The organism is Pedobacter suwonensis (genome assembly GCF_044762335.1).
Taxonomy (GTDB): Bacteria; Bacteroidota; Bacteroidia; order Sphingobacteriales; family Sphingobacteriaceae; genus Pedobacter.
The window spans coordinates 423772-445706 of record NZ_JBIWEB010000002.1; the positions used below are offsets into that span (position 1 = coordinate 423772).

The 21935-nt window shown below is 40.6% G+C and carries 21 protein-coding genes and 1 pseudogene; 14 read left to right on the forward strand and 8 right to left on the reverse strand.

Annotation, left to right across the window (positions count from 1 at the left end):
• Positions 1–34 precede the first annotated feature (34 nt).
• From ACIQXP_RS05330 to ACIQXP_RS05345, 4 genes are all read right to left on the reverse strand, one after another.
• Positions 35–1360, reverse strand: coding sequence for a TlpA family protein disulfide reductase (locus ACIQXP_RS05330; protein ID WP_387504747.1), 1326 nt, complete (start codon positions 1358–1360; stop codon positions 35–37).
• A 6-nt stretch (positions 1361–1366) separates the two neighbouring features.
• The gene (locus tag ACIQXP_RS05335; RefSeq protein ID WP_387504748.1) at positions 1367–2785 is read right to left on the reverse strand and encodes a RagB/SusD family nutrient uptake outer membrane protein; all 1419 of its coding nucleotides are present in this window, start codon (positions 2783–2785) and stop codon (positions 1367–1369) included.
• 11 nt (positions 2786–2796) lie between these two features.
• Positions 2797–5916, reverse strand: coding sequence for a SusC/RagA family TonB-linked outer membrane protein (locus ACIQXP_RS05340; RefSeq protein WP_387504749.1), 3120 nt, complete (start codon positions 5914–5916; stop codon positions 2797–2799).
• Positions 5917–6298: 382 nt separating this feature from the next.
• Entirely contained in the window at positions 6299–7390 is a 1092-nt protein-coding gene (locus tag ACIQXP_RS05345) for a FecR family protein (RefSeq protein ID WP_387504750.1), read from the reverse strand.
• A gap of 206 nt (positions 7391–7596) precedes the next feature.
• Between ACIQXP_RS05345 and ACIQXP_RS05350 the strand changes: the two genes are divergently transcribed.
• Together ACIQXP_RS05350 and ACIQXP_RS05355 are read left to right on the forward strand one after the other, a co-directional pair.
• Positions 7597–8643, forward strand: coding sequence for a hypothetical protein (locus tag ACIQXP_RS05350; RefSeq protein WP_387504751.1), 1047 nt, complete (start codon positions 7597–7599; stop codon positions 8641–8643).
• Positions 8636–9946, forward strand: a complete 1311-nt coding sequence (locus tag ACIQXP_RS05355) for a hypothetical protein (protein ID WP_387504752.1) — start codon at positions 8636–8638, stop codon at positions 9944–9946. Before ACIQXP_RS05350 ends, ACIQXP_RS05355 begins: the two co-directional genes overlap by 8 nt.
• Before the next feature lie 28 nt (positions 9947–9974).
• On the opposite strand, the gene ACIQXP_RS05360 is transcribed toward ACIQXP_RS05355, so the two are convergent.
• Positions 9975–10529, reverse strand: coding sequence for an RNA polymerase sigma factor (locus ACIQXP_RS05360; RefSeq protein ID WP_387504753.1), 555 nt, complete (start codon positions 10527–10529; stop codon positions 9975–9977).
• A gap of 388 nt (positions 10530–10917) precedes the next feature.
• On the opposite strand from ACIQXP_RS05360, the gene ACIQXP_RS05365 reads away from it, so the two are divergent.
• The 3 genes and pseudogenes from ACIQXP_RS05365 to ACIQXP_RS05375 form a co-directional block, all read left to right on the forward strand.
• Positions 10918–11325 (forward strand): helix-turn-helix domain-containing protein, encoded by a 408-nt coding sequence (locus ACIQXP_RS05365; RefSeq protein WP_387504754.1) that lies wholly within the window; start codon positions 10918–10920, stop codon positions 11323–11325.
• A 99-nt stretch (positions 11326–11424) separates the two neighbouring features.
• Positions 11425–11586, forward strand: a complete 162-nt coding sequence (locus ACIQXP_RS05370) for a hypothetical protein (RefSeq protein ID WP_387504755.1) — start codon at positions 11425–11427, stop codon at positions 11584–11586.
• A gap of 197 nt (positions 11587–11783) precedes the next feature.
• Positions 11784–12044 (forward strand): annotated as a pseudogene (locus ACIQXP_RS05375) (DUF6169 family protein); the annotation flags it as partial.
• A gap of 92 nt (positions 12045–12136) precedes the next feature.
• On the opposite strand, the gene ACIQXP_RS05380 reads toward ACIQXP_RS05375, so the two are convergent.
• Genes ACIQXP_RS05380 through ACIQXP_RS05390 form a run of 3 tightly spaced genes read right to left on the reverse strand, consistent with a single transcriptional unit; the run spans position 12137 to position 14538 of the window.
• Entirely contained in the window at positions 12137–12463 is a 327-nt protein-coding gene (locus ACIQXP_RS05380) for a hypothetical protein (RefSeq protein ID WP_387504756.1), read from the reverse strand.
• A gap of 11 nt (positions 12464–12474) precedes the next feature.
• Complete coding sequence (locus ACIQXP_RS05385; protein ID WP_387504757.1) at positions 12475–13884, reverse strand: hypothetical protein; 1410 nt, start codon at positions 13882–13884, stop codon at positions 12475–12477.
• A gap of 27 nt (positions 13885–13911) precedes the next feature.
• Positions 13912–14538 (reverse strand): Crp/Fnr family transcriptional regulator, encoded by a 627-nt coding sequence (locus ACIQXP_RS05390; protein WP_387504758.1) that lies wholly within the window; start codon positions 14536–14538, stop codon positions 13912–13914.
• Between the two features lie 182 nt (positions 14539–14720).
• On the opposite strand from ACIQXP_RS05390, the gene ACIQXP_RS05395 reads away from it, so the two are divergent.
• The 9 genes from ACIQXP_RS05395 (at position 14721) to ACIQXP_RS05435 (ending at position 21934) form a co-directional block, all read left to right on the forward strand.
• Positions 14721–15596 (forward strand): RteC domain-containing protein, encoded by an 876-nt coding sequence (locus ACIQXP_RS05395; protein WP_387504759.1) that lies wholly within the window; start codon positions 14721–14723, stop codon positions 15594–15596.
• 122 nt (positions 15597–15718) lie between these two features.
• Entirely contained in the window at positions 15719–16252 is a 534-nt protein-coding gene (locus tag ACIQXP_RS05400) for a hypothetical protein (protein WP_387504760.1), read from the forward strand.
• A gap of 86 nt (positions 16253–16338) precedes the next feature.
• Complete coding sequence (locus ACIQXP_RS05405) at positions 16339–16632, forward strand: DUF4134 domain-containing protein (RefSeq protein ID WP_387504857.1); 294 nt, start codon at positions 16339–16341, stop codon at positions 16630–16632.
• 54 nt (positions 16633–16686) lie between these two features.
• The gene (locus tag ACIQXP_RS05410; RefSeq protein ID WP_387504761.1) at positions 16687–17016 is read left to right on the forward strand and encodes a DUF4133 domain-containing protein; all 330 of its coding nucleotides are present in this window, start codon (positions 16687–16689) and stop codon (positions 17014–17016) included.
• A gap of 8 nt (positions 17017–17024) precedes the next feature.
• A complete protein-coding gene (locus ACIQXP_RS05415; RefSeq protein ID WP_387504762.1) occupies positions 17025–19496 on the forward strand; it encodes a TraG family conjugative transposon ATPase in 2472 nt (823 codons plus the stop codon).
• A gap of 13 nt (positions 19497–19509) precedes the next feature.
• Positions 19510–19878: a hypothetical protein gene (locus tag ACIQXP_RS05420; RefSeq protein ID WP_387504763.1), complete on the forward strand. Its 369-nt coding sequence runs from the start codon at positions 19510–19512 to the stop codon at positions 19876–19878.
• Between the two features lie 11 nt (positions 19879–19889).
• Positions 19890–20675, forward strand: a complete 786-nt coding sequence (locus ACIQXP_RS05425; RefSeq protein WP_463357681.1) for a conjugal transfer protein TraI — start codon at positions 19890–19892, stop codon at positions 20673–20675.
• Complete coding sequence (locus ACIQXP_RS05430; RefSeq protein ID WP_387504764.1) at positions 20662–21306, forward strand: hypothetical protein; 645 nt, start codon at positions 20662–20664, stop codon at positions 21304–21306. Before ACIQXP_RS05425 ends, ACIQXP_RS05430 begins: the two co-directional genes overlap by 14 nt.
• Positions 21293–21934: a TerB family tellurite resistance protein gene (locus ACIQXP_RS05435; RefSeq protein ID WP_387504765.1), complete on the forward strand. Its 642-nt coding sequence runs from the start codon at positions 21293–21295 to the stop codon at positions 21932–21934. The genes ACIQXP_RS05430 and ACIQXP_RS05435 overlap by 14 nt, the downstream gene beginning before the upstream one ends.
• Position 21935: the final 1 nt, after the last annotated feature.

Consider the following 21935-nt stretch of genomic DNA (forward strand, 5'->3'; position numbering starts at 1 on the left):
AGAGGATCCCGCAAGTTTCTGCGGGATCCTTTCTCTAAAACTTATCCCTGATGACAAGCATGTCCAAGTTTATGGTCTTTTCTACAAAATCGAGTCCATAGCCTCGCAACTCTTTTCTTACCTTTACAATGTCGCGCCGATTTGATAGCTTGATGTCTATTTTGCCGGAATAGCCTGTTTCGTTCACAATTGGCAGGTTGGTTTGAGAATTTAACTCACCCAACCCATTGATGAGCAGATCCGTTATGGTTCCCCCGCTAAGGTTCAGTGTTCCATCTTTCTCGGTTCTCAAACCAGGCGTTGTACCGTCCTTTGCGATGAATAGACTATTGATGTTGGTTTTTATCAACGCTAAACACTTTGTGGGTCTCTTTTCAACCTTTGCCTGATAGGGAAGGAATTTATTAAGATCTTGCATCATGATCGAGCCCACCGAATCCATCATGTTTAATGGAATAGCCAGATCATAACTGTGGAGGTTTTCTATTCGCCATTTAGAGATTTTTGATCGGTCCTTGGGCCAGAACAAAGCGGAACTATCCCTTACCTCAAGGACAATACGCTTGGGAGAATTAAATATCATTTGATGTTTTTTGACGGTGGCTTTTACGAACAGGTTTCGGATGGTATTGTTCATACACCTGAAACGATACACGCCATTGGCAGAATCTACAACCTTACTCTCGCTTGCATTCATGTATTCCCGGGTTTCCTTGAAGATCATGGAGTAGTATTTTAGCCTTTTCAACTGCCGTCCATTTCCTTCTTGGTATAATGGCACGTTTAGATCAAATTTCTCAATGTCGATCTTTTCAGGTATATGCATCTCCTTGCCAGCTATCAGATCGCTAATTGCTTGGTCAGTAGCGTCAGCACCAAATGCGATAACCTTTACCTTTCCGTCTCTGTCAATCCAGATCTGATGTGGTACACTGATATGAGGGAAAAATTGATGAAATATAGAGTCGCTTATAATGGAAGGCAATGTAGCTGGAATTTCTACCCTTACATCATGATCCATAGATCTGGCATTTATTTTATTAAACTGATCGTCGATCTGTTTTTGGTTATTATTTGTCACCAGAAAGATCTGGATATCATTTTTGTATTTAGTGTTCAGTCTTTCCATTTCAGGCATAAGGTCAATACAGGTGCCACACCAGATGTTCCAAAAATCCAGAATGATTATTTTCCCGCGTAGCGTTCTGGTATCAATTGTCTTCGGAATCCCATTTAGTGAATAATGGATTTTGGTATCTGGCAGTGTGTCACCGATTTTTATCCTTTGTATGCCAGAATTCTGTCCAAATGTCAGCTTGTTTAATAAAACTAGCAGAATAAGTATTATTATGTTTTTCATATCTATTTAATATCCGTTGTTTTGAGTAAGAAAAGGGTTTGCTCGGAGTTGTTCATCCGGAATAGGCCAGAGAACAGCTCTGGACTGCCAGGTCAGCGGCTTAAGGGATTTAAGTATCGTCTCTGCCCTGAGAGTCCGCTGAAGGTCGTACCAACGATGCCCCATCTCAAACATCAGTTCTATTCTACGTTCCCTCTCTACCGCCAGTAGTGCTTCAGGTTTGGACATACCAGTATTTAAATCGGGGAGTGGATTAGGGTTTTGGGTGCTCGCAGACATTCTCGATCTTTTTCGGATGCTGTTCAAATCCGCAATTCCACCTAGAATATTCCCATTTTGTATTCTTGCCTCTGCCCTTATGAGATAGAGTTCGGCCAATCTGATGACCATGAGGTATTCACTCAATACTGCAGAATTGATGATTTTATATTTTGCAGGGTAAAGAAAGGTTCGTGCCTGAAATTGTCTTGAACCAATCCAGTTATTCCGTCTTGAATCGCCGGGCTCAAAAGCATTGAGCAAATTCTGGCTAACAACATATTTAGGTGATTCGGCGGTTGTAGCTGGTAAAAAAGTAACGCCATCAGGAGTGTTTTGATTGCTTTGGGTTGGAAAGAACTGCAGAATGGCTTCCGAGCTGTTCTTCAAGAACGTTTTGCTGAGATCACTAGCCAATGCGTATCTGTTGCTCTCTATTACCTCATTTGCATACCGTTCTGCAAGTGCATAATTTCCTTGGTAGAGGTATGCCCTGGCGAGAAGGGATTTTGCCGCCCACCTGTTTGCGCGAATTTTTTCAGGCTCTATATTTTCTCCCAGTGAAGGAATTGCTGTTAGTAGATCGTTGATGGCCTGATCCATCACTTGATTTTTTGGAGCTTTGGGCAGCGTACTGTTTTGCTCAAAATCACTTGTAATGACCAGCGGGACATCGCCAAACAAACCCGAAAGCTGTAAATAGAGATAAGCTCTGATAAATTTTGCCTCTCCTGTCAATTTTGTTTGGAGAGTGGAGGTAATCCTACTGCTTTGCTCAAGTTTTTCAATGGCCAGGTTGGCAGGATAAATCAGTTGGTAGGCTGGAAGCCAGAAATTGCTATTGATGGAAGAGGAGCTGGCAAGTGACAATTGGCTGTTGAAGAACTCACTACGTGGAGCACCCTCAAAATAATACTCAACCTCATCACTATATAATCCGCAATAAGGGGTAACATTTTGTATGAGATTGTTTTGAGAGAGCCTGCTATAGATCCCAATGATTGCCGCATTTGCGGTGACATCATTGGAAAATGCACTTTCTGCCGTAATCTGTTCGATTGGCGGATTAACTTCAATAAACTTCCTGCAAGAGAAAGTTCCCATGCAAAGTATGATGATGAAGCCTATTTTGAATGTTGGTAACTGATTTTCAAATTTCTTTTTCATGATTTTTGAGCTTAAAGGGTTACTTGTAAGCCAAGGGTCAATACACGTAGCGGCGGCAGGTTATTTACACTCTGACCCTCGGGATCAATCTCTGGATAGTTGGTGAGTGTGACCAGGTTTTGCCCCTGTATAAATAACTTTGCACGTTTGAGTCCCAAGTTTTTGATTATTTTGGTATCGAAGGAATAGGCAAATGCCAGATTCTTTAGCCGGATAAAGGAAGCGTCAACCAAAGCCGCATCGGAAAGACCTATCAGCGTCCTGGCTAAATTAACAGGTCCGGTTACCGCCTGCGTATATGCCTGGTATTTCGCATTCGGATTGTTTGGAGTCCAGCGGTCCGTCAAGAGGCTGTATGTGTTTACTCTGGCACCCACAAAGTTAGAGGAGCCATAAACCAAATGGTTCCCTCGTTGCTTGACAAACTGAAAAAAAACATCAAGCGAAAATCCCTTGCACTGGAAAGCGTTGCCAATTCCGCCATAGAATATGGGATCCTTAGTTCCGATCAGACTATAATCCTGCCGATTGAGCAGTCCATCACCATTCTTATCCTCGAACTGGTATGCACCAGTGTTTTGATCAATTCCAAGATAGTGGTAACCTTGAAGGATTCCCAGTGATTCACCAAGGACATAAGTTGTGGCGTAACTCGAATTTTCCAGAGTTGGAAAAGCTAGCAATTTGTTTCGTGATACGGTAATATTCGCTGAGGTTGACCAGTTAAAATCTGCTTTTTTGATGTTTACCGTATTCATTTCGACTTCCAGACCTTGGTTTCGTATCCGTGCATCTAGATTGCGCAAAATAGCTGGGAAACCTGCTTGCCCTGGAAGGGTGTAGGAGATGAGCTGGTTGTCGCTGATGTTGCGATACCATCCCATACTAAGTCGGATTTTATCTTGTAAAAAACCCATTTCCAATGCCATTTCAAGTTTCTCATTCGCCTCCCAGCCATAATTCTTATTTTGAAGCCTTGCAGGAATAAGCCCGGCTTGGTTGCCGTAAACAGGAGTAGAGATATAACTGTCCAGATATTGATAATTATTGATCTGATCATTGCCCGTCAACCCAAAACTCCCCCGGATTTTAGCGAAGCTCAAAAAGGAAAAATTGTTGCGGATGAAGTCCTCCTCCGTTAAGATCCAGGCGATGCCGATTGCGCCAAAGTTTGCAAATTGGTTTCCGGGTCCGAAGCGGGAGGAGCCATCTCTTCTACTGGTAAGGTTAATGATGTATGTATCGAGCAAGTTATAATTCAGACGGGCGAATATCGCCTGATATTTATACTCATTAAATGCATTCACAGGAGTCTTGGTCACTGCCCCCTCAATGGAACCCAGAAGCAAGTCATTGGTGTAACCAGATCCCCTTACCAACATGGATTTGCCTGTAGTTTCTTGCCAAGTTCCACCGATCAGCATAGAAAGTTTTCCGTAATGCTTAAGATCCGCAGAATAGTTTAATTGGGGCTCCAGTATCCAGGTTTCATTATTGCTATCACCAAATGTTGCATTTCCAGTTGGTGCGTTTGCAGGATTCTGCGCAGCAATGGGTACCTTACTGCGTTCATTTAGCGAAATGGAATTGAATCCACCAGTAAGTTTCAGCTCAAGTCCAGGTAAGAGTTTGTAACCCATTACCGCATTCCCCGTGAACCTATTCGTGCGGATATCATTGCCTTCCAGTGTTCTGCCAAACGGATTCGAGAAACTAACGCCATTTTCGCTCCAGTTGAGTTTACCATCTGCATCATAGAAAGGAGGTAGATTCGGTGGTTGGGTTTGTAGTATGGTAAGGTCTGCGATATATAAATCGCTAGTATTGATACCATAGCTTGTCTGTAAATTGATATGGAATTTTTGATCGGCCGATCGGTGGTTAAGGCTCAGGTTTGCATCTTTTCTCTGCAGGGCGTTTTCTCCAGGAAAAACAGTGCTTTCCTTATAGTAATTGGCTCCGAAAGCGTAACTGGTCGACTGATTACCTCCATTTAAGGTGAATTGTGTATTTTGTGTTCTTGCCGTCCCGCCCAGTAAAACATCCTTGAGATCAGTATAACGATTATTGTCCCAGGCCAAAAGATCTGATGCATTAGCGAGCGTAGGGGTCACGCCATCATTGGCAAAGGCTTCTTTTCGCATTTCGATATATTGCGCCGTATTCATCATCTCAACACTTCTGGTTATTTTACCAAAGCCTGTGGACAGGATCAGATCAGCGCTGGTAGCACCTGCGTTGCCTTTTTTTGTCGTAATGAGAATCACACCATTTGCACCCCTGGAGCCATAAATCGCTGTCGCGTCAGCATCTTTCAGCACTTCAATACTCTCGATGTTTGCAGGATTGATGCTATTCAAAGGATTGTTAGAAAATAAGGAATTGGTCTGGGCTAGCCCTTGCGTAGGATAAGGTACCCCGTCGATGAGAAATAAAGGTACAGTGCCCGACTGAATAGAACCTTTACCTCGCAGTTGTACGCTAAAGTCTGATCCTGGAAGACCACTGCGCTGGGTAACGACAAGGCCAGCTATCCTGCCTTGCAAGGTTGCCAAAGGATTACTAACGGGTTGCTTTGCTATGGTCTCGGATTGAATTCTGCTGATATTACCCGTCCGCTCACGATCCTTAACCGTGTAATATCCAGCATTGATCTCTACATCATTAAGCTTATTATCTCGCTCTTTGAGCATAATCGTAATAGGAGAACTGTTTCTCTGATAACCTACTTCAAGGCTCTCATAACCGATGGAACTGATCAATAGTACACCGTTCCCAGTATTCTTTATTGTAAATTTTCCGAATTCATCAGTTATTGCTGTTATATTGGTATTCTTGATCTTCACAGTCGCCCCTGGAATAGGTTTTCCATCTTCACCAACCACTTTTCCCTTGATCTGATCAACGTTTGGTATACCTTTCCTGTCTGGCGTACCAGTTTTTCTCTCTATCGGTTTGAGCAATATTGTTTGCTCTATCAATTCATAGCTTACTTTTATAGGCACAAAAACCTGTTTTAAGACTTCATTTAATGGTGTATTCTTTAATGTCAATGTTATTTTAAATTGCTCATCAATTGTTTTTGGCTGATACCAAAAATCATAACCGCTCTGTTTTTCGATCTTGTTCATTACCGAAATTAAAGGCTCCTGTTTTGTTTCAATCGTAATGGGCTGAGTGTGGGCTTTTAACCCAAATAGAAGTAGCAGGAAGATTGTCGATAAGACCGTTTGAATAAATAAGCTATCCAGATAGTTCAGACAGTTTTGGATTGATAAATTTTTCGGTGGAGGGTAGGGAAGTTTTTGGACGTGTTTTCTCGTCAAATGATAAAAAATCATACTTTTGTTTAGTTTGGTTCTTAGAATGTCTGCTTGATATTAATTTACCAGAACTTGCCGGTGGTGTTCTTCGAAAACACCTCCGGCTTTTTTATCTGGAATCATTAACTAAAATTAAATTTCAAATTTTCTACATAGGCGATCTAGGGTTAAGGTGGACTTTTATTGTGTGTTAAGATTTTATCGTCAGGATTTTAATGCCTTGTTTTTCATTCAAGTTAAAATTCACTCCACTCATCTGTAGCAATTTCAGTAATGTGGAAAGGCTGGATTTTCTTGAAATTCCACCCGTCAGATAAATCTTTGGAATGTTTTCTGTGTACTCGACCTTGATATCATACCATCGTTCTGCCACATTCAAGATCGATTTCAAATCTGCATTTCTAAACTTTATCTTGCCATTTTTCCAGGCCATATTCAAATCCAGATCCCCATCAGTTTTTTTTAAACTTGCGCCGTCTGCTATGGATTCCTCCCCTGGTTTTAATATGATGGAAGCAAAATCATTTTTAGTATCTAGTTTAACCGAACCTTCTAAAAGGGTAGTGCTAACATTTTTTTCATAGGTATTAATATTGAAATGAGTTCCTAGAACTGTGAGATTTTGATTTTTAGAAGAAACAATAAATGGGTGGTTTTTGTCTTTGGCAACTTCAAAGTAGGCCTCGCCGCTGAACAATTTTACCCTACGTTCAGTTCGCTCTCTAAAACTGGTAGGATATTGTAAAATAGTAGCGGCGTTTAGCCATACTTTGGTGCCGTCGGACAACACTATCTTATATTCTCCACCTTTAGGGGTGGAGATGGTTTGAGATTCCGCCAAGGAATTCATTTTTATTTTTGTTCCATCGCTGTAGCTTAATCCAGAATTGGCTATTTTTACCTCACTTTGAGTTGGATCAAGTTCAATAGTTTTTCCATTGGCTAGCGTGATCAATGCTGTATTTCCTTTGGGGAAAATCTGTTTTGCGATGCGCAGACTTCTGTTTATATTGTTCTCTGGTTGGGGGTAAAACATATAGACTGCAAAAACAATAGCAGCTGCGGCAGTTGAGATAGTGATAACGGCTTTTAAAGAACGTGATTTGGATATAGGTAATTTTTTTGAAACTTGTTTTTTAAGCGCTATGAGTTTTTCCTGAGAAATTTCGACCGGCTGTTCATTGAATGCAAAGAATGATTTCTCAATCAATGCCTTTTCAGTTTCAGTACATTGACCCGAATTGTATTTGTTTAGAAGTTCCCTTGCTTGTTCGTTGTCCATTTCAGCGAGTTGATTTGGATATAGTACGGTTATCGAATAGGAGGTAGTAAGTTTTTTTTCTATAAAATTTATGAGTGTTATAGAACCAATTCTATTTGAGGGTCACTCTTAATATTATAATTCTTTCATTTTTTTCTAATTGCAAACTCTATGTTAATTAATATATTTGATCAGCTAATTCCTATCACAAGTTTGAAGCGTCTCTCATGCCTAACAAATCAATCTCATTAAATAGTCAATTGTCTGATGAACTGGAGTCTCTTTTGAAAGAAGAGGATATGACTTGTCCTAACACTCTGGAAGGGATTATAGATTTAGCAGTTCAAATCTCAAATTACAAAGAAGAGGGTAAAGCGTTGTTTCCAGAAGTCTACATAACGGATAGCTTGAGTGCAATCAAAAAATCGCTGGTTAATGCTGACTTTATTAAAATTGGAGTTGGTGAACGTCTACCAAAAGTTATGGCAAAAGCTCTAAAAAAATGTGCCCCTCTTGCATTTGGCGGATGGTGTGTATATATTTTACGTACGGATGATTCATTTGAATATGGCATGTTCAGAGCTGGTGCGACCATAATCTCAATACCTATATACAAAGATATTATTGATGATGGAGATCCAGAGGAAAGGATAATTGGAATAAGGCAAATTGCGGATAAAGTTGTGGAAGTAAAAGGTGTGAAAGGTCAATATCTTACGATAAATTTTGGCGTTAACAGTGTTTCTGGAATATCCATTCTTGATGAACAGAAAAAATTCATCCAAAATATCTTAGAGAAGGTTGACCCCAAAATAAAAGATCAGATGACGATATTTTTTGCGAGACTTTTTCTTTATGTTACTCAGAATGGACATGGGCATTTATGTACAGTAATAGACTATAAAAAAGCTTACCCAAAATTTCTCACAGATGGTATACTTTTAGATCAAGAAATTTCAGTTTCAGAAACTATTCGCCAACTATCAACAACTATTGAAACGTCAAATACTTTAGAAATCAATTCAAAATTGAATGGTACGTTTAATTTAATTGCTGGAATGATGATGAGCGACGGAATTACTGTTTTTACTGATAATGGAACAGTTAAAGCTTATAATGTTTTTATTAAACATCCTAAGAAAGATACTGAAGATGTATCAGGTGGAGCAAGAAGTCGTACTTTTGCTGTGTTAGGAGGCAGGCTTTCTTCCATAATCAAATCAATATATATTCAATCACAAGACGGAAAAACGGAGACAAGAAAATATGAGTAAATTGGAAGTATGGAAAAGCAATTCTGATGTTGCAATATCAAATCAACAAGATATTTCTAGCGCGCTTAATGTCGCGGTTCAACTTCGTGATAATGATAAAAACCAAATAATTTCAGCATATAATAGTGGAAACTATCAGATGCTATCCACCTACGTATGGACGAAGACTATCTCTGCACTCAAAGCACAACTTGCTAAAATGGGTAGTGCATTTGTTGGGGAAATGCTTGATAGAGCAGACATTACTGAATCTACAAATCTTCAAAATGCTATTACAGACTTTGATGCTCTTCAACTTGCTCAAGATCTAGGTTTGATTACGAATAAAAGCAGTTTTAGACTTAAACAGTCCATGGACCTTGTTAATTATTTTAATAATGCTGAAAACGAAGAGGGTGAAGATATTGATACCTTCTCTAAACATGACGCAGAGACTGTGCTGCTTTCTTGCATTCAGAGTATTTTAGGTCACGAAAAAGTAGATCTGTCTCTTAATTTTTTGGAATTCCGTGACTCTTTGGAAAATCAAACTCTGACTGAAGAGGATAAGAATCTAAAGAAGTTAGTGACAGCGCCGTATTTTTTTAAAAGAGCTACTTTACGAATACTTCTTTCGATTATTAAAATCCGGCAAAGCGCACAATTGGAAAACTCTTTAGCTAACGCAAATATAATCATTCCGAAAATTTGGACTGAATTAAAGCAACCGGAAAGATGGCAAATAGGTAAAGCCTACGCTGAATTGAATTCAGAAGGTAAGTTGACTGCTGTAAGTGGCCTTAAGAAGTTATTGTTGAAAGTCAAAGGATTTGATTACGTGCCTGAAGATTTACGTTCAAATGCTTTCATAAAAGCAGCGAATGAAATTATAAGTGCCCATGAAGGATCTGATAACTACTATTCTGAACCAAGTGCCGTAAAAATATTGATGAACATGGGTAGTGTAATTCCCACACCAGCATTACCAGTAGCAATCAGTGCAACGCTATGCGTAAAGCTTGGTAACCAATGGGGGAATGCATGGAATGCGCAAGATGCGGCAAACCAAGTTTTAAATAATATTACTTTTGATAGATGGGTTTATTATTTCGAAGAATGTTTTATTAACGACAGAAGAGTGTTATATAAATTGAGGCAAAATCTTCCTGCAGCTCGTTGGGTCGAGTTTATAAAACAACTTAAGTACACTCCAAAGTTAATTGAAACAATCAAAGACCATAATGTTGTGTCAATTTTGAAGACTTCTTTAGCAGGTAAAACAATGGTGCTTTATAAGTTTGTCACATCTTTTTTGGAGGAATAAGATGATGCTGTCACGCTTTTATATCTTCTTAAAAGATACTCGTTAACTTCGCACGGAAAATTTTTAACGCATTAGCGATTTGCTTGGATATATTGTGTTCTGAAGTGTTTAGTTTTATTGCTATCTCTTTATGAGTGAGATGCTTTTTTCTGCTTAACTCAAAAATTTGCTTCATTTTACTAGGTAAGGCTTGGACTTCTTTCTCAATATATTTATTTAGTTCCTTTTCCCTTACAAGATAATCAGTTTTGTCGTATGTTTTAATTTGATAATTTTTTAAGAAGTCTAAGTACTTTGTTTGTACTTTTTGATGGGCAAAATAATCAAGCATTCTGCTCCTGATAGATATGTATAGGTAAGACGAGAGTTTCCCGCTTTCTGAAAGTAATTCTCTTTTGTTCCATAAGTTTATAAAAAGTTCCTGAACAAAGTCTTTCGCAAGTTCTTCATCCCTAAGTTTCTTGTAAGCGAAAGTGAACATTAAATAAAAATAGCGGTTGTAAATTGCGGTGTACGCAGAATGGTTTCCGTTTTTTAATTGGATTAGTAATTCAGTATCAGAAAGGGTTTGATACGCCGACATTGCTTGCTAGTGTTGATATCAAGCCTTAATAGAACAGCGGCACCGATGTTTTGAATAATAGGGTCGGCACTCGCGAAGTCTAACGCCAACAGGCTCTGGTAAGCCAACCATTTCATATGAAATGGTTTCACACGTTAAACATAAGCGAGCACCGACCCTATTTATAGGGTGTAGATGCATCACTTACGCTCGCGTGAAATTTACCAGATTCGTTGGCGAGGCTTGTAAGCAGTTCTTTATATATCAAAAGAGAACTGCAAAGTTATTAATTTTTTTAAACTTTAATTTTTTATTACTAAACAACAAATATTGGAATTTTAGAGTGGATAAAAAACGCAAAAAATGGATAATTTATCATAACTTTACAAATAGATTAATCGAAGATCATATGCAAAATCCACTTAACACAGTTCCTACTTCTAAGCTGAGAATCTTTAGAGAATTAAATAATTTTACACAAAAATACGTAGGTGAGGATATTTTAGGGATAAGTCAAAATACATATTCCAGACTTGAACAAAATCCCAAAAGAATAACTAAAGATCAAGCAGAAAAACTAGCAGAATTATATAACATTACAATCACACAATTATTATCTGATGATACTCCTATTGTTAGTTTTCATAATAACACGATTGATAAGGCGTTCATTCAAAATTATTATGAAACTCAAAAGGAATTAATTGATATTGTGATTCTCGAAAAAGATAAGCAGATTGAATTTCTAAAGACTGAGTTAGAGTTTGCAAAAAAGCAGTTCTCCGATATACTAGAAAAGATATCTGGTAAATTTTAGTTAACAATACTTCAAGGTTCTTCCTCAATCTCGTATTCAAACAGAATAATTATTAGCAAGATCTTTGTATTAACAATACACAATTATATTTGTACAATAATGTCAAGAAATATAAACATAGTAGTGGGTAAAGATGCTCAAAAATCTGTGCCAAATCCTTTGATCAAAATGATTGAAGATAAGAAACGTGTTATCAATGCTATTCGTGAGGGTAAAGATTTGTCAAAATTAAAACGCATAAAATTTGTCAGCCCTATATAATCTCACTGCATCAGATAGTGGGTCTTAACTTTTTACTACAGACTCTGGTCTTGAGTATGCTGTATTCTCTATCGATTGCCCAGTTCTAGATAAGGAAGGTTACAATCACACCGTCTATAGTGTTGCTTTTTAAAGACGGGAAAATTTTAGTTCTGAAAATTTTCCAGTTCTTTTGACGAAAAAGTCATGTCACTGTCACCATTATTAATATTATCAATGAGTTTTTTCGGAAAAATGGTGATAACGCAATATTATACTTTTGTTATGAGAATGATGAGTTTGCTAGGCACAGAAGTATCACTTTTAGCAAATGGCATGCTGAATCACTCGCCGGCAAAGTTCTTCATATCAAGAAAAATACAAAATTTAAAGATGAAATGCTTTATGGAGAAATGCTTATAACCAAAAATAATCCATTGATCAACCTCTTACAAGGAGCAATAGATTCTTATATATAGGAAGTCAATAATCTTAAGAATTGACTCCCTTTTTAAAGTTATTGTATCCATTATAAATTATTAGGCATTTTTTCCAGAATTGAAGTTGTCTTTTAAGAATTGGTCTTTGAATTATAAGGCAAAGTAAATTTTTCAAAATGAGCAACCATTTGCCACCATTCCCAGAATCTCCATGGCTTTATTGTAAAATTTCGATATAGAACCTGATCGTTACTTGGGTTCAACTTCTTGAATCGGTCGAACCTTATTTTACAAACTTCAAAATCTAAGCTTTTACCCGATTGCTCTTGATATTTAAAACTACCATCTTTATTTTGATAGGAATAGTTCTCTTGAAAAAAGAATGCAATTGGTGGTAAGTTAGATATGATTATAAGTGCCAAAACAGCACCTAATATGACTTTGGTTTTCTTTTTCATGATCCTTGTATTTAATTACATTCCCCTTTACTAGCAGGGACATTTCCACCGCCTTCATTGATGTCTGAATTTGGATTACTTGTTTTCTGTTCTCGTAAAGCGCTTGCCATACCTGCAGGTGTTTTTGCATACCCTGCACCACCTGGTCCACTGATTCCTATCATTGTTGTAGGATCTGGGATGGGAATGCCGCCCGCCTGACCGGCTCCATATACAAAAGCCGAGCAATTAAAATCCGTAAAATGATATCGTTGTGGTGGATTGCTCACATAATTGATAACCTTTTCAAAGCTTTCACTATTAACGTAATAGGTTGCGCCTATGTTATATTGAATATCTCCATTGTCTAAAACTTGAGATTTGGAGTCGAGTTTATCTAATCCGGAACCTGTTGGATAAAACCCCACAGTTTGGGTAATCGTGGTGCTGCCACTTGTTTTGCTCAGTGATATTGCAACATGACCGAAACTATTTGCACCAACATTAAATGAAGTTCCAGGCTGTGGCTCCACAACATAAACCCTTACAACAAACGCAGCATTTGGATTTGTGATTTGTGAAAAGCATTCCATCATTTTTTTTGGATCAACTTTATTATTGTTTTCTCCGGGTAGGTTGGATGGTGCGGGAGTGGGAGGCGTTGGATTTGTGGAAGGAGCCCCTCCGCCACCTCCGCCTCCTGATCTTTCTCCGCCAGAGGATTCTCCACCACCGCCTCCCCAGAAACTCATCCCGTCATCATAAAAGGAATAACTACAAATTCTTTCGGAATGAACTGTGAATTCGCCACTGGCATCCACATAGCTGTCTTGATACCAGGCGCAACTTTCAATGACCTGCATCTTCATCAGTTTGCCCTGAGCACCCTTTAGTGGGTTCAGATCCCCAAGTACGCCCTGTTTTTGAAGCTCAAAGTTTTCTTTTGGTCCGATTTCTCCTATTTGCTTACCATCACTATATAGTTGACCGCCTGTTAGTTTATACGCTAGGTCATACTCGAATACCCGGCCCGTAAAATTAGAATTTCGGACGTTTCCTTTCTGAAGATATATCGCGTCTGGTAATACTTCTACAATTCGGGCTTCAATTTCGTTGGTTTTACTGTTTCTTTTTATAGCTAGTTGCCTATAACCCTGTTCAACGCCTTGGTAAATTGGCCGTCCAGCAAGGGTTAATTTCCAGATGTTGCCATCCTTTAATATGGTGTTTGTTGCAGTCTGCCAATCTAATTGCAAATCATTTATAACAGAACTTTCGTTTGCCTGGTCATTTTGCGCTTGCGCGATATAAGCCTTGGCATCTGCCAATGTCAGGGTGATGTTTGTAGGAAAGGGAGCAGGGCTATATTGTTCTTGGCTATCTTTCTTACAGGCGGAAAGAGTAAACATAAAGAGGATGAAAATTTTAAGTTTTGTTTTCATAACGGAATTTTGAGGTTTAAAACAATACTAAATTTGGGTGCCGTTTTGTGTCACGTGACACAATCCCAGTTTTTTTCGATGAATTCTGGACAAGGTTTCCCGGCTTATTCCCAGATAAGAAGCGATATTGCTTTGAGTGGTTTGTTGTTCGATATCAGGGTATTTTTCAATCAGCATTTCATACCGGTTTTCCGGGGTTTGGGTGCGCAGGAAAAGTGCCCTTTCTTCGCTTAGCAAATAGTACTTCTGGGTAACGATACGGCCAAGCAGATTTCCTTCCTCAAAATCAGCGTAATAGCTATTTAACTGGTTCCAGGTCAGTGATTGAAGTTTACAGTCTTCAAGTACCTCTATGTACTCATAAGCGGGTTTTTGGGTAAAAAAACTATACACCGAGATCATCAGATCGCCTTTTCCCATGAACCAGGTGGTGCACTCTTTACCATTGCTGTCAATGAAATATGCACGTAAGAAGCCATGCCGGATAAAGTATAACCTTCGGGCAGTTTCACCAGGCTTTAGCAACTGGTGTTTTCGTTTAAATGTTTCGGTGATAACCTCTTCGTTTACGCGCTTTTGAAAGGGTGCGGGTAGAGGAATGATAAAGCCCAATGTCTCTAAAAGATCGGCCTCATTTCTTGAATGATTTTTCATGCAGTGTCGATTGTGTCACAAATCAACTTTTCATTGCATTTACCTGAATAATATTGTCCTGTCGGAAGGAGATACTTTTTTAACGGAATTATTTGGCTTTTGTTTTACTTGGTTCCTTAAAAATTTCTTTTTTCAATTTCTGATTGACTGCTGCTCAAATCGTTAACCTAAAATGTATGATCATGAACCTAAAGAAACTATCAGAAAAACTGTATGCGGAAGTTTCGCTTCAAGTTGAAGAAACCACATCCATTGAAAATTCAATGGAGAAATTCAGGAGTGGTTTAGCGCTCGTTCAAAAAGCGCTGGCTCAATTGAAGATCGAACTCTCCAAGAGTGGCTTTGCAGATGAAGAAGAGGAAATCTATTTTTTTAAGAAGGGAAAGCCTCAGATCTATTCGTTATTGATTTTGATCACCGAACGATACGCGATTGAGACCAGCATGCCGCTTCTGGGTAAGGATAAGCAGATCGCTCATCTGGAATCCCAGCTCTATTTTATTGACCGATTTTTCAGGCAGAATGAGTTTATCTATCAATACTATCGTCTCGGGGCTGTTGATCTGGACAACCGGTACTTTACCAGAAATGGAGGTAGCCAGCTGGTAGGTTTTGCTGAAGTTCCTGATGTGGACCCCTCATTCTCAACTGTGGCGGATTACCTTTTCTCTAAATTCATTGCCTACGAAAAGCTTCAGGAATTGCTCAAACAGGAGATTGAAATGCGAAAGGGTGGTGAAGATGCCATGCAGAAAAATGCTTTCAAAGATCTCAAGTGGACAGGGGAAGCAGTCAATATGGTGGAACTGGTTTACGGGGTATATGAAACGGGTCAGGTTAATGGGGGCAAGATCAGCCTGTCAGAACTCATGGAATTTTTCGGTCAGGCCTTTCAGGTAAACATCTCGGGCTACTTCAAGCGTTTCGCCGATATCAAAAGGCGTAAGTCGATGAGCAAAACGCGCTACCTAGATGAAATGCAACAACTGGTATCGAAACGAATTGAGGATAGCGATGCCTGGATTCCTGAGGATCAAAGAAGCCGTTATGGCTTTTAAGGCTTGTTTTTAAAAAAAATCGTTGGGTAGTACCTGCGTACTACTGAATCAAAAATTTGCCACTTCCCAACATTTGTACCAACAAAGGCCGGCAATGGTGCAGGCCGGAAAATCTCAAATTTATGTTACAACAATTTTCCTGGACAACTTTCCTCATTTTCTTCGCAGTGTTAAGTGCACTCTGGTATCTCGCGCTCCTGCTTACCGTCTTCCGTAAAGATGCGATTGCTTTTCTCTCAGGTTCGGCCGCTGAACCCACAACAATTTCAGTAGGTAATGCGGGATCTGCTGATAAACAAGCTGATCCGGTAGAGCAGGAAATTATGGGCAAATCCAAAATGCCCGAAGGGCTGGAAGTGGTGAGTATGGGTGCATTGAGTTTTTCTGTTGGTGATCCTTCCGCTTACAATGATGAAAATCTAAAATCAGATCAATTAGGGCTGGTGCCTGATGTGATTCAGGAGCTGAAGGAAATATTTGGTATCCTCGAAAAAGAGGATGGCACTAAGCAGGACTTTTTCTCTTTGGCCGCGATGATCAGTGAGAAGTACGGACGCATTGGATCCAATCCCAACATCGGCAAGATCAATGAGTTTATCCGTGACCATGCCCCTTTTGCAGTTACCCTGCAAGAACTGGAATACCTCTGGGACTAATCATCTTATTTCTTTACTTAACGAATTTTATCATGGAAAATAACTCATTCAAAGAAGCCAAAAAAAAAGCTCTGTTAAAAACCGCAATGTTCTCCATTGCCTGGCTGACACTCAATTATATCTTTTCCGTTTCCTGCTTCGGCCAGGATGGGAATGCCGGAATTCAGGAAGCAACCAACAAGGTTAAAGGGTATTTCGATACCGGATGTGATCTGATGTATGCCATCGGGGCGGTCGTGGGTATAATCGGTGCCATTAAGGTCTTCAACAAATGGAACGCCGGAGAATCCGATACCAATAAGGTCGCCGCGGCCTGGTTTGGTAGCTGCATATTTCTGGTGGTAGTCGCCACTGTACTCAAGTCCTTTTTCGGGATTTAGACAGATGGAGTTTTTTCGGCTTTAACTTATCAATTATTAAGAAAATTAGAAAATATGGGAACCATTTATCAGATCAATAAGGGCGTATCCAAGCCAATCGTCTTTAAAGGATTAAAGGCGCAGTATATCGCTTATCTGGCTATCGGACTAGTGCTGCTGTTGTTGTCCTTTGCGATTCTTTATATCTCGGGCCTTAGTCTGCTGATTGTTCTGCCATTGATTGCCTTGTTAGGAGGTGCTTTATTCATGACCACCTTTCGCCTCAGCCACCGCTTTGGTGAACATGGGCTCATGAAGTACATCGCCAAAAAAGGCATTCCCAAATATATCCGATTCTCTTCAAGGAGAATCTTCACCGGACTGAAATATCCCGATCATCAATAACTAAGCTTATGAAAGAGGCCATTAACATACTGCCCATTTATAAAATAGAACACAGCTGCATCCTTTCTCATAGCGGGGACATTACCATAGGATTTAAAGCAACATTGCCTGAGATTTTTTCTCTTTCCGACCGGGACTATGAAGCCTATCATCAGGCCTGGGTAAAAGCGATCAAAGTGTTGCCCGCAGATAGTATATTCCATAAACAGGACTGGTTTTTAACTGAAAGTTTCCGTGCAGATTTTGAGAAAAATGGACAGAACTTCCTTTCCCGCTCCAGTGAACGATTCTTTAATGAGCGCCCTTTTACTCAGCATACCTGCTATGTTTTTTTGACCAAAAAACCTGCCGGAAGAAAACCTTCCAGCTCCGCGGTGAGCAACATACTGCGTAGATCAGTAGTTCCCACTCAGACGATCAATTCGGTTCTGGTAGCAGATTTTTTAGACAAAGCCGGACAGTTTGAACGTATTCTGCATGATTCCGGGTTCATCAGTCTTCAAAGGTTATCCGACGACGATCTTTCCGGAACCGCCAATAAGGCTGGCGTTATTGAGCGGTATTGCTTTTTGTTAGGGGAAGGCGATATGCCGGTAATCCGCGATATCAATCTGCAGGAAGGGATTTCTGTAGGGGAGAAGAAGATGGAAATTTATACTCTGGCCGACACCGAGGACTTACCACCATTCTGCGGCAGCCGGATCAATTATGAGCCGTACTCAACAGACCGCTCCAAGTTCAGCGTCGGCTTTGCCAGTCCGCTGGGGCAGCTTTTAAAAGGCAATCATATCCTCAATCAATATGTGTTCATTGGGGATGCTCAGAAAACCATTAAGCGCCTGGAAGCAAAAAAACTTCGTCTGCAATCCCTTTCCGGCTATTCCCGGGAGAATTCTATTTCCAGGGACGCGGTCAACGACTTTCTTAATGAAGCGGTCGCACTGGGCAGGTTGCCTGTAAAATCACACATCAACATCATGGCCTGGTCAGATGATCCCATGGAACAAAAGGAAATCAAAAACCGGGTGTCTTCTGCCATGGCTGCTATTGAAGCGGTCGCCAAACGCGAAACAGATGGCCAGGCGCAAATCTGGTTTGCGGGATTTCCCGGCAACCAGGCGGACTTTCCGATGAACGATACCTTTGATACTTTTTTAGAGCAGGCCACCTGCCTGTTTAATATGGAAAGCCATTACCGGGATTCAAGGTCAGCTTTCGGGGTTCGTCTTGGCGAGAGGCTGTCAGGCCGTCCCGTCCATGTGGATATTTCTGATGAGCCCATTTCCATGGGATTTACCACCAATCGAAACAAGTTTATCCTTGGTCCGTCCGGGTCCGGTAAGTCCTTTTTCACCAACCACATGGTGCGCAGCTATTATGAACAGGGTACCCATGTGCTTTTAGTCGACGTTGGACATAGCTATAAAGGGCTTTGTGACCTGGTCGATGGATATTATTTCAGCTATAGTGAAGCCAGTCCCATTGCCTTTAACCCATTTTATTTGGCAGACGGGGATATGCTGGACACCGAAAAAAAGGAAAGCATTAAAACGTTGCTCCTTGCGCTTTCCAAAAAGGAAGGTGAAACCTTTTCCCGTTCTGAATATGTTGGGTTCTCAAATGGTTTGACCCTTTACTTTAAACACCTTGAGGCCCATCCGGATATCTTTCCATGCTTCAATTCATTCTATGAATTTCTTGCCGGGGAGTATCTTTCGGTGCTCGAAGAAAACAAGGTTCGTGAGCAGTATTTCGATATCAACAGTTTCCTCTATGTGCTAAAGCCCTATTACCGGGGTGGGGAATTTGATTACCTGCTCAATGCAACCGCGCAATTAGATCTGCTCTCTGAACGCTTCATCGTATTTGAACTCGATGCCATAAAAGATCATCCTATTCTTTTTCCTGCTGTCACGCTGATCATCATGGAGGTATTTATTTCCAAGATGCGAAAGCTCAAAGGTGTCCGCAAGATGATTCTTATTGAGGAATGTTGGAAGGCCATCGCTAAAGAGGGAATGGCGGAGTACATCAAATACCTGTTCAAAACTGTCAGGAAATTCTTTGGGGAAGCTGTAGTGGTTACCCAGGAGGTGGAAGATATCATTTCTTCTCCGGTGGTAAAGCAGGCCATTATCAATAACTCGGACTGTAAAATCCTGCTTGATCAAAGCAAGTATCAGAATAAGTTCAGCGATATCCAGGAATTGCTTGGCCTCACCGAAAAGGAAAAATCCCAGATTCTTTCCATGAACCGGAACAATGATCCAACCAAAAAATACAAGGAAGTATTCATCTCCCTTGGTGGCCAGCACAGCCAGGTCTATCGCACCGAGGTAAGTCTGGAAGAATATCTCTGCTATACCACTGAAGAAAAGGAAAAGCTTTTGGTGCAGCAATATGCCGAAAAGCTTGGGAGTGTGCAGAAAGGTATCGCAAGTCTGGCTGCAGATATCAGGAACAAATCCATTAACCTATAAAAACAAATTGATTATGAAAAGTTACAGATTGATTTTAGCTGCAGTTTGCCTCATTCAGCTCATGGGCTGTCAGACCGATAAGTCCAGGTCATTCCTGCCCGGAACATTCATTAATTCCGCCGGAGGTGAATTCAGCAAGGCTGACGATACGCTCGCTGTTCAAGCCTGTGAAGGCAACATTTTCCTGATCCATCGCCGAACAGGGTTTAACCTGATCAAAAACGGAAAAGCCGGCAAAAGGCATTATGAGCGGGAAGAATGGAAAGCCCTTTACGATGAGGGGACCAAATCCTTAACCGAATTAAAAAAAGGAAAACTCATCACCATCTACCCTGATTCGGGATACCTGCTGATTGGAAAAAGAAAATACATCAAAAAATAGCGCTTAAAAATATGAGATCTCTAATCTTCGGTGCAGGGCCACGCACCAAAATCAGAAACAGCTTAAGCAGTCCGCGGAAAATGCTGGGACTGCTGGCAACCAAAATCAAAAAGAGTATGAAAAACTATATGGTAATCCTGCCGGTCAGTGCCATGACCATCTGCGTGAGCCTTCCAAAAGGAGCCAACGCACAGATCGCTGTACTGGAAGTGATCAAGGCAGGGGTAAAAAAAGTCATCCGCGCGGTGGACCTGAAAGTTCAGCGCCTTCAAAACGAAACGATCTGGTTACAGAATGCGCAAAAGGTCCTGGAAAATCAGCTTTCAAAGCTCAAGCTTACCGAGATCGCCGATTGGACGGAAAGGCAAAAGGAGCTCTACAGTGAATATTATACCTCCCTTTGGAAAGTAAAAACCGCGATCACTTATTATAAAAGAGTGAAAGACCTTACCCAGCGGCAGATTGCCATCGTGGATGAATACAAGTGGGCATGGGGACTCTTTCAAAAGGACAGGCACTTCACCGGGGACGAACTGGATCAGATGCAAAAGACCTATCTCGGGATTTTGGAAGAAAGCGTAAAGAATCTTGATCAGGTTTTGCTGGTGGTCAATTCCTTTAAGACCCAAATGAGTGACGGAAAGCGGCTGGAAATCATCAGTAATGCAGCGGCGAAAATGGAAGAAAATTATACGGACCTCAGGACTTTCAATTCCGGGAATATCGATTTGAGTATCAAACGCTCTAACTCGCTGGAGGAAGTGGCCAAACTAAAGGAGCTATATGGAATCGATTAAAAGAAGGTTTTCAGTGCTAATGATATTGGTGCTGTTGATGTCCGGGACCGCAAACGCGCAGACCTGGTCGGAATGGTTTGCACAGAAAAAGACGCAGCAAAAGTATCTACTCGAACAGGTTGCCGCCCTGAAGCTTTACGCCGGGTATTTAAAAAAAGGGTATAAGATCGGCCGCTCCGGACTCAACTTTATTAAAGATGCCAGTAAAGGAGAGTTTGACCTGCACGGTGCGTTTTTCAGTTCACTAAAAGCGGTAAACCCGGAAATCAGAAATAATGTAAAGGTAGCGGAGATCATTCAAATGCAAATTGATGTATCAAAAGCCTTCCATGCTTTGAGGGATGTTAAGGGCTTAACCGCTCAACATATCGCTTATTTAGATTTGGTCAGCAGCAATCTGCTGGATGAATGCCTGGGGGATATGGACGAACTGCTACTCATCATCACTTCCGGAAGGGCCCAATTGACAGATGATCAGCGGCTACTGCGCATAGACCGTTTGCATGGGCAAATGCAGGAGAAATGGAGCTTTGCGCTTAGCTTCTCAAATACCTTCCGGCAGCTTGTTGCCGAGCGGATGAGAGAATTGGAAACGATAAAAAAAATGGAGGAATGGTATGAAAACAAGTAAGATAACCAGCATTGCTTTATTCGGTATACTCAGCATTTTATTTTGTGTCAAAAGCTTTGCACAATCCACTGAAGCCCGGCAGCTGCTGTTGAATGTCGAAAAATTGAGCCAGCTGAAAAATATCCTGAGCGATATGAAAAAGGGTTATACCATTATTTCCTCGGGATATAATGCGGTAAAAAATATCTCGCAGGGAAATTTTTCCCTGCACGAAACCTTTCTGGACGGGCTCCTGTTGGTCTCGCCTGAAGTGCGCAAGTATAGCCGGGTCGCGGACATCATCACTGTGCAAAAGGATATTGTTTCAGAGTATAAACGTACCCTGAAAAACTTCAGTGCCTCGGGTCTGATGAACGGCAATGAGCTGGATTATATTTCCAGGGTATATACCGTTCTATTTCATCAAAGCAAGGACAACCTCGAAGAACTAACCCTGGTGCTCACCGCAGGCTCGCTCCGAATGAATGACGAAGAAAGACTTTCCGCGATTGACCGGATTTTTAAGGATACCTCCGATAAACTGGTTTTCTTAAGAAGCTTTAACCGGGAGGCTGGTACGTTATTGCTTCAGCGAAAGGGTGCACTAACGGATGTTGAGGGCGCAAAAGACCTGTTTAAGATCAATTAAA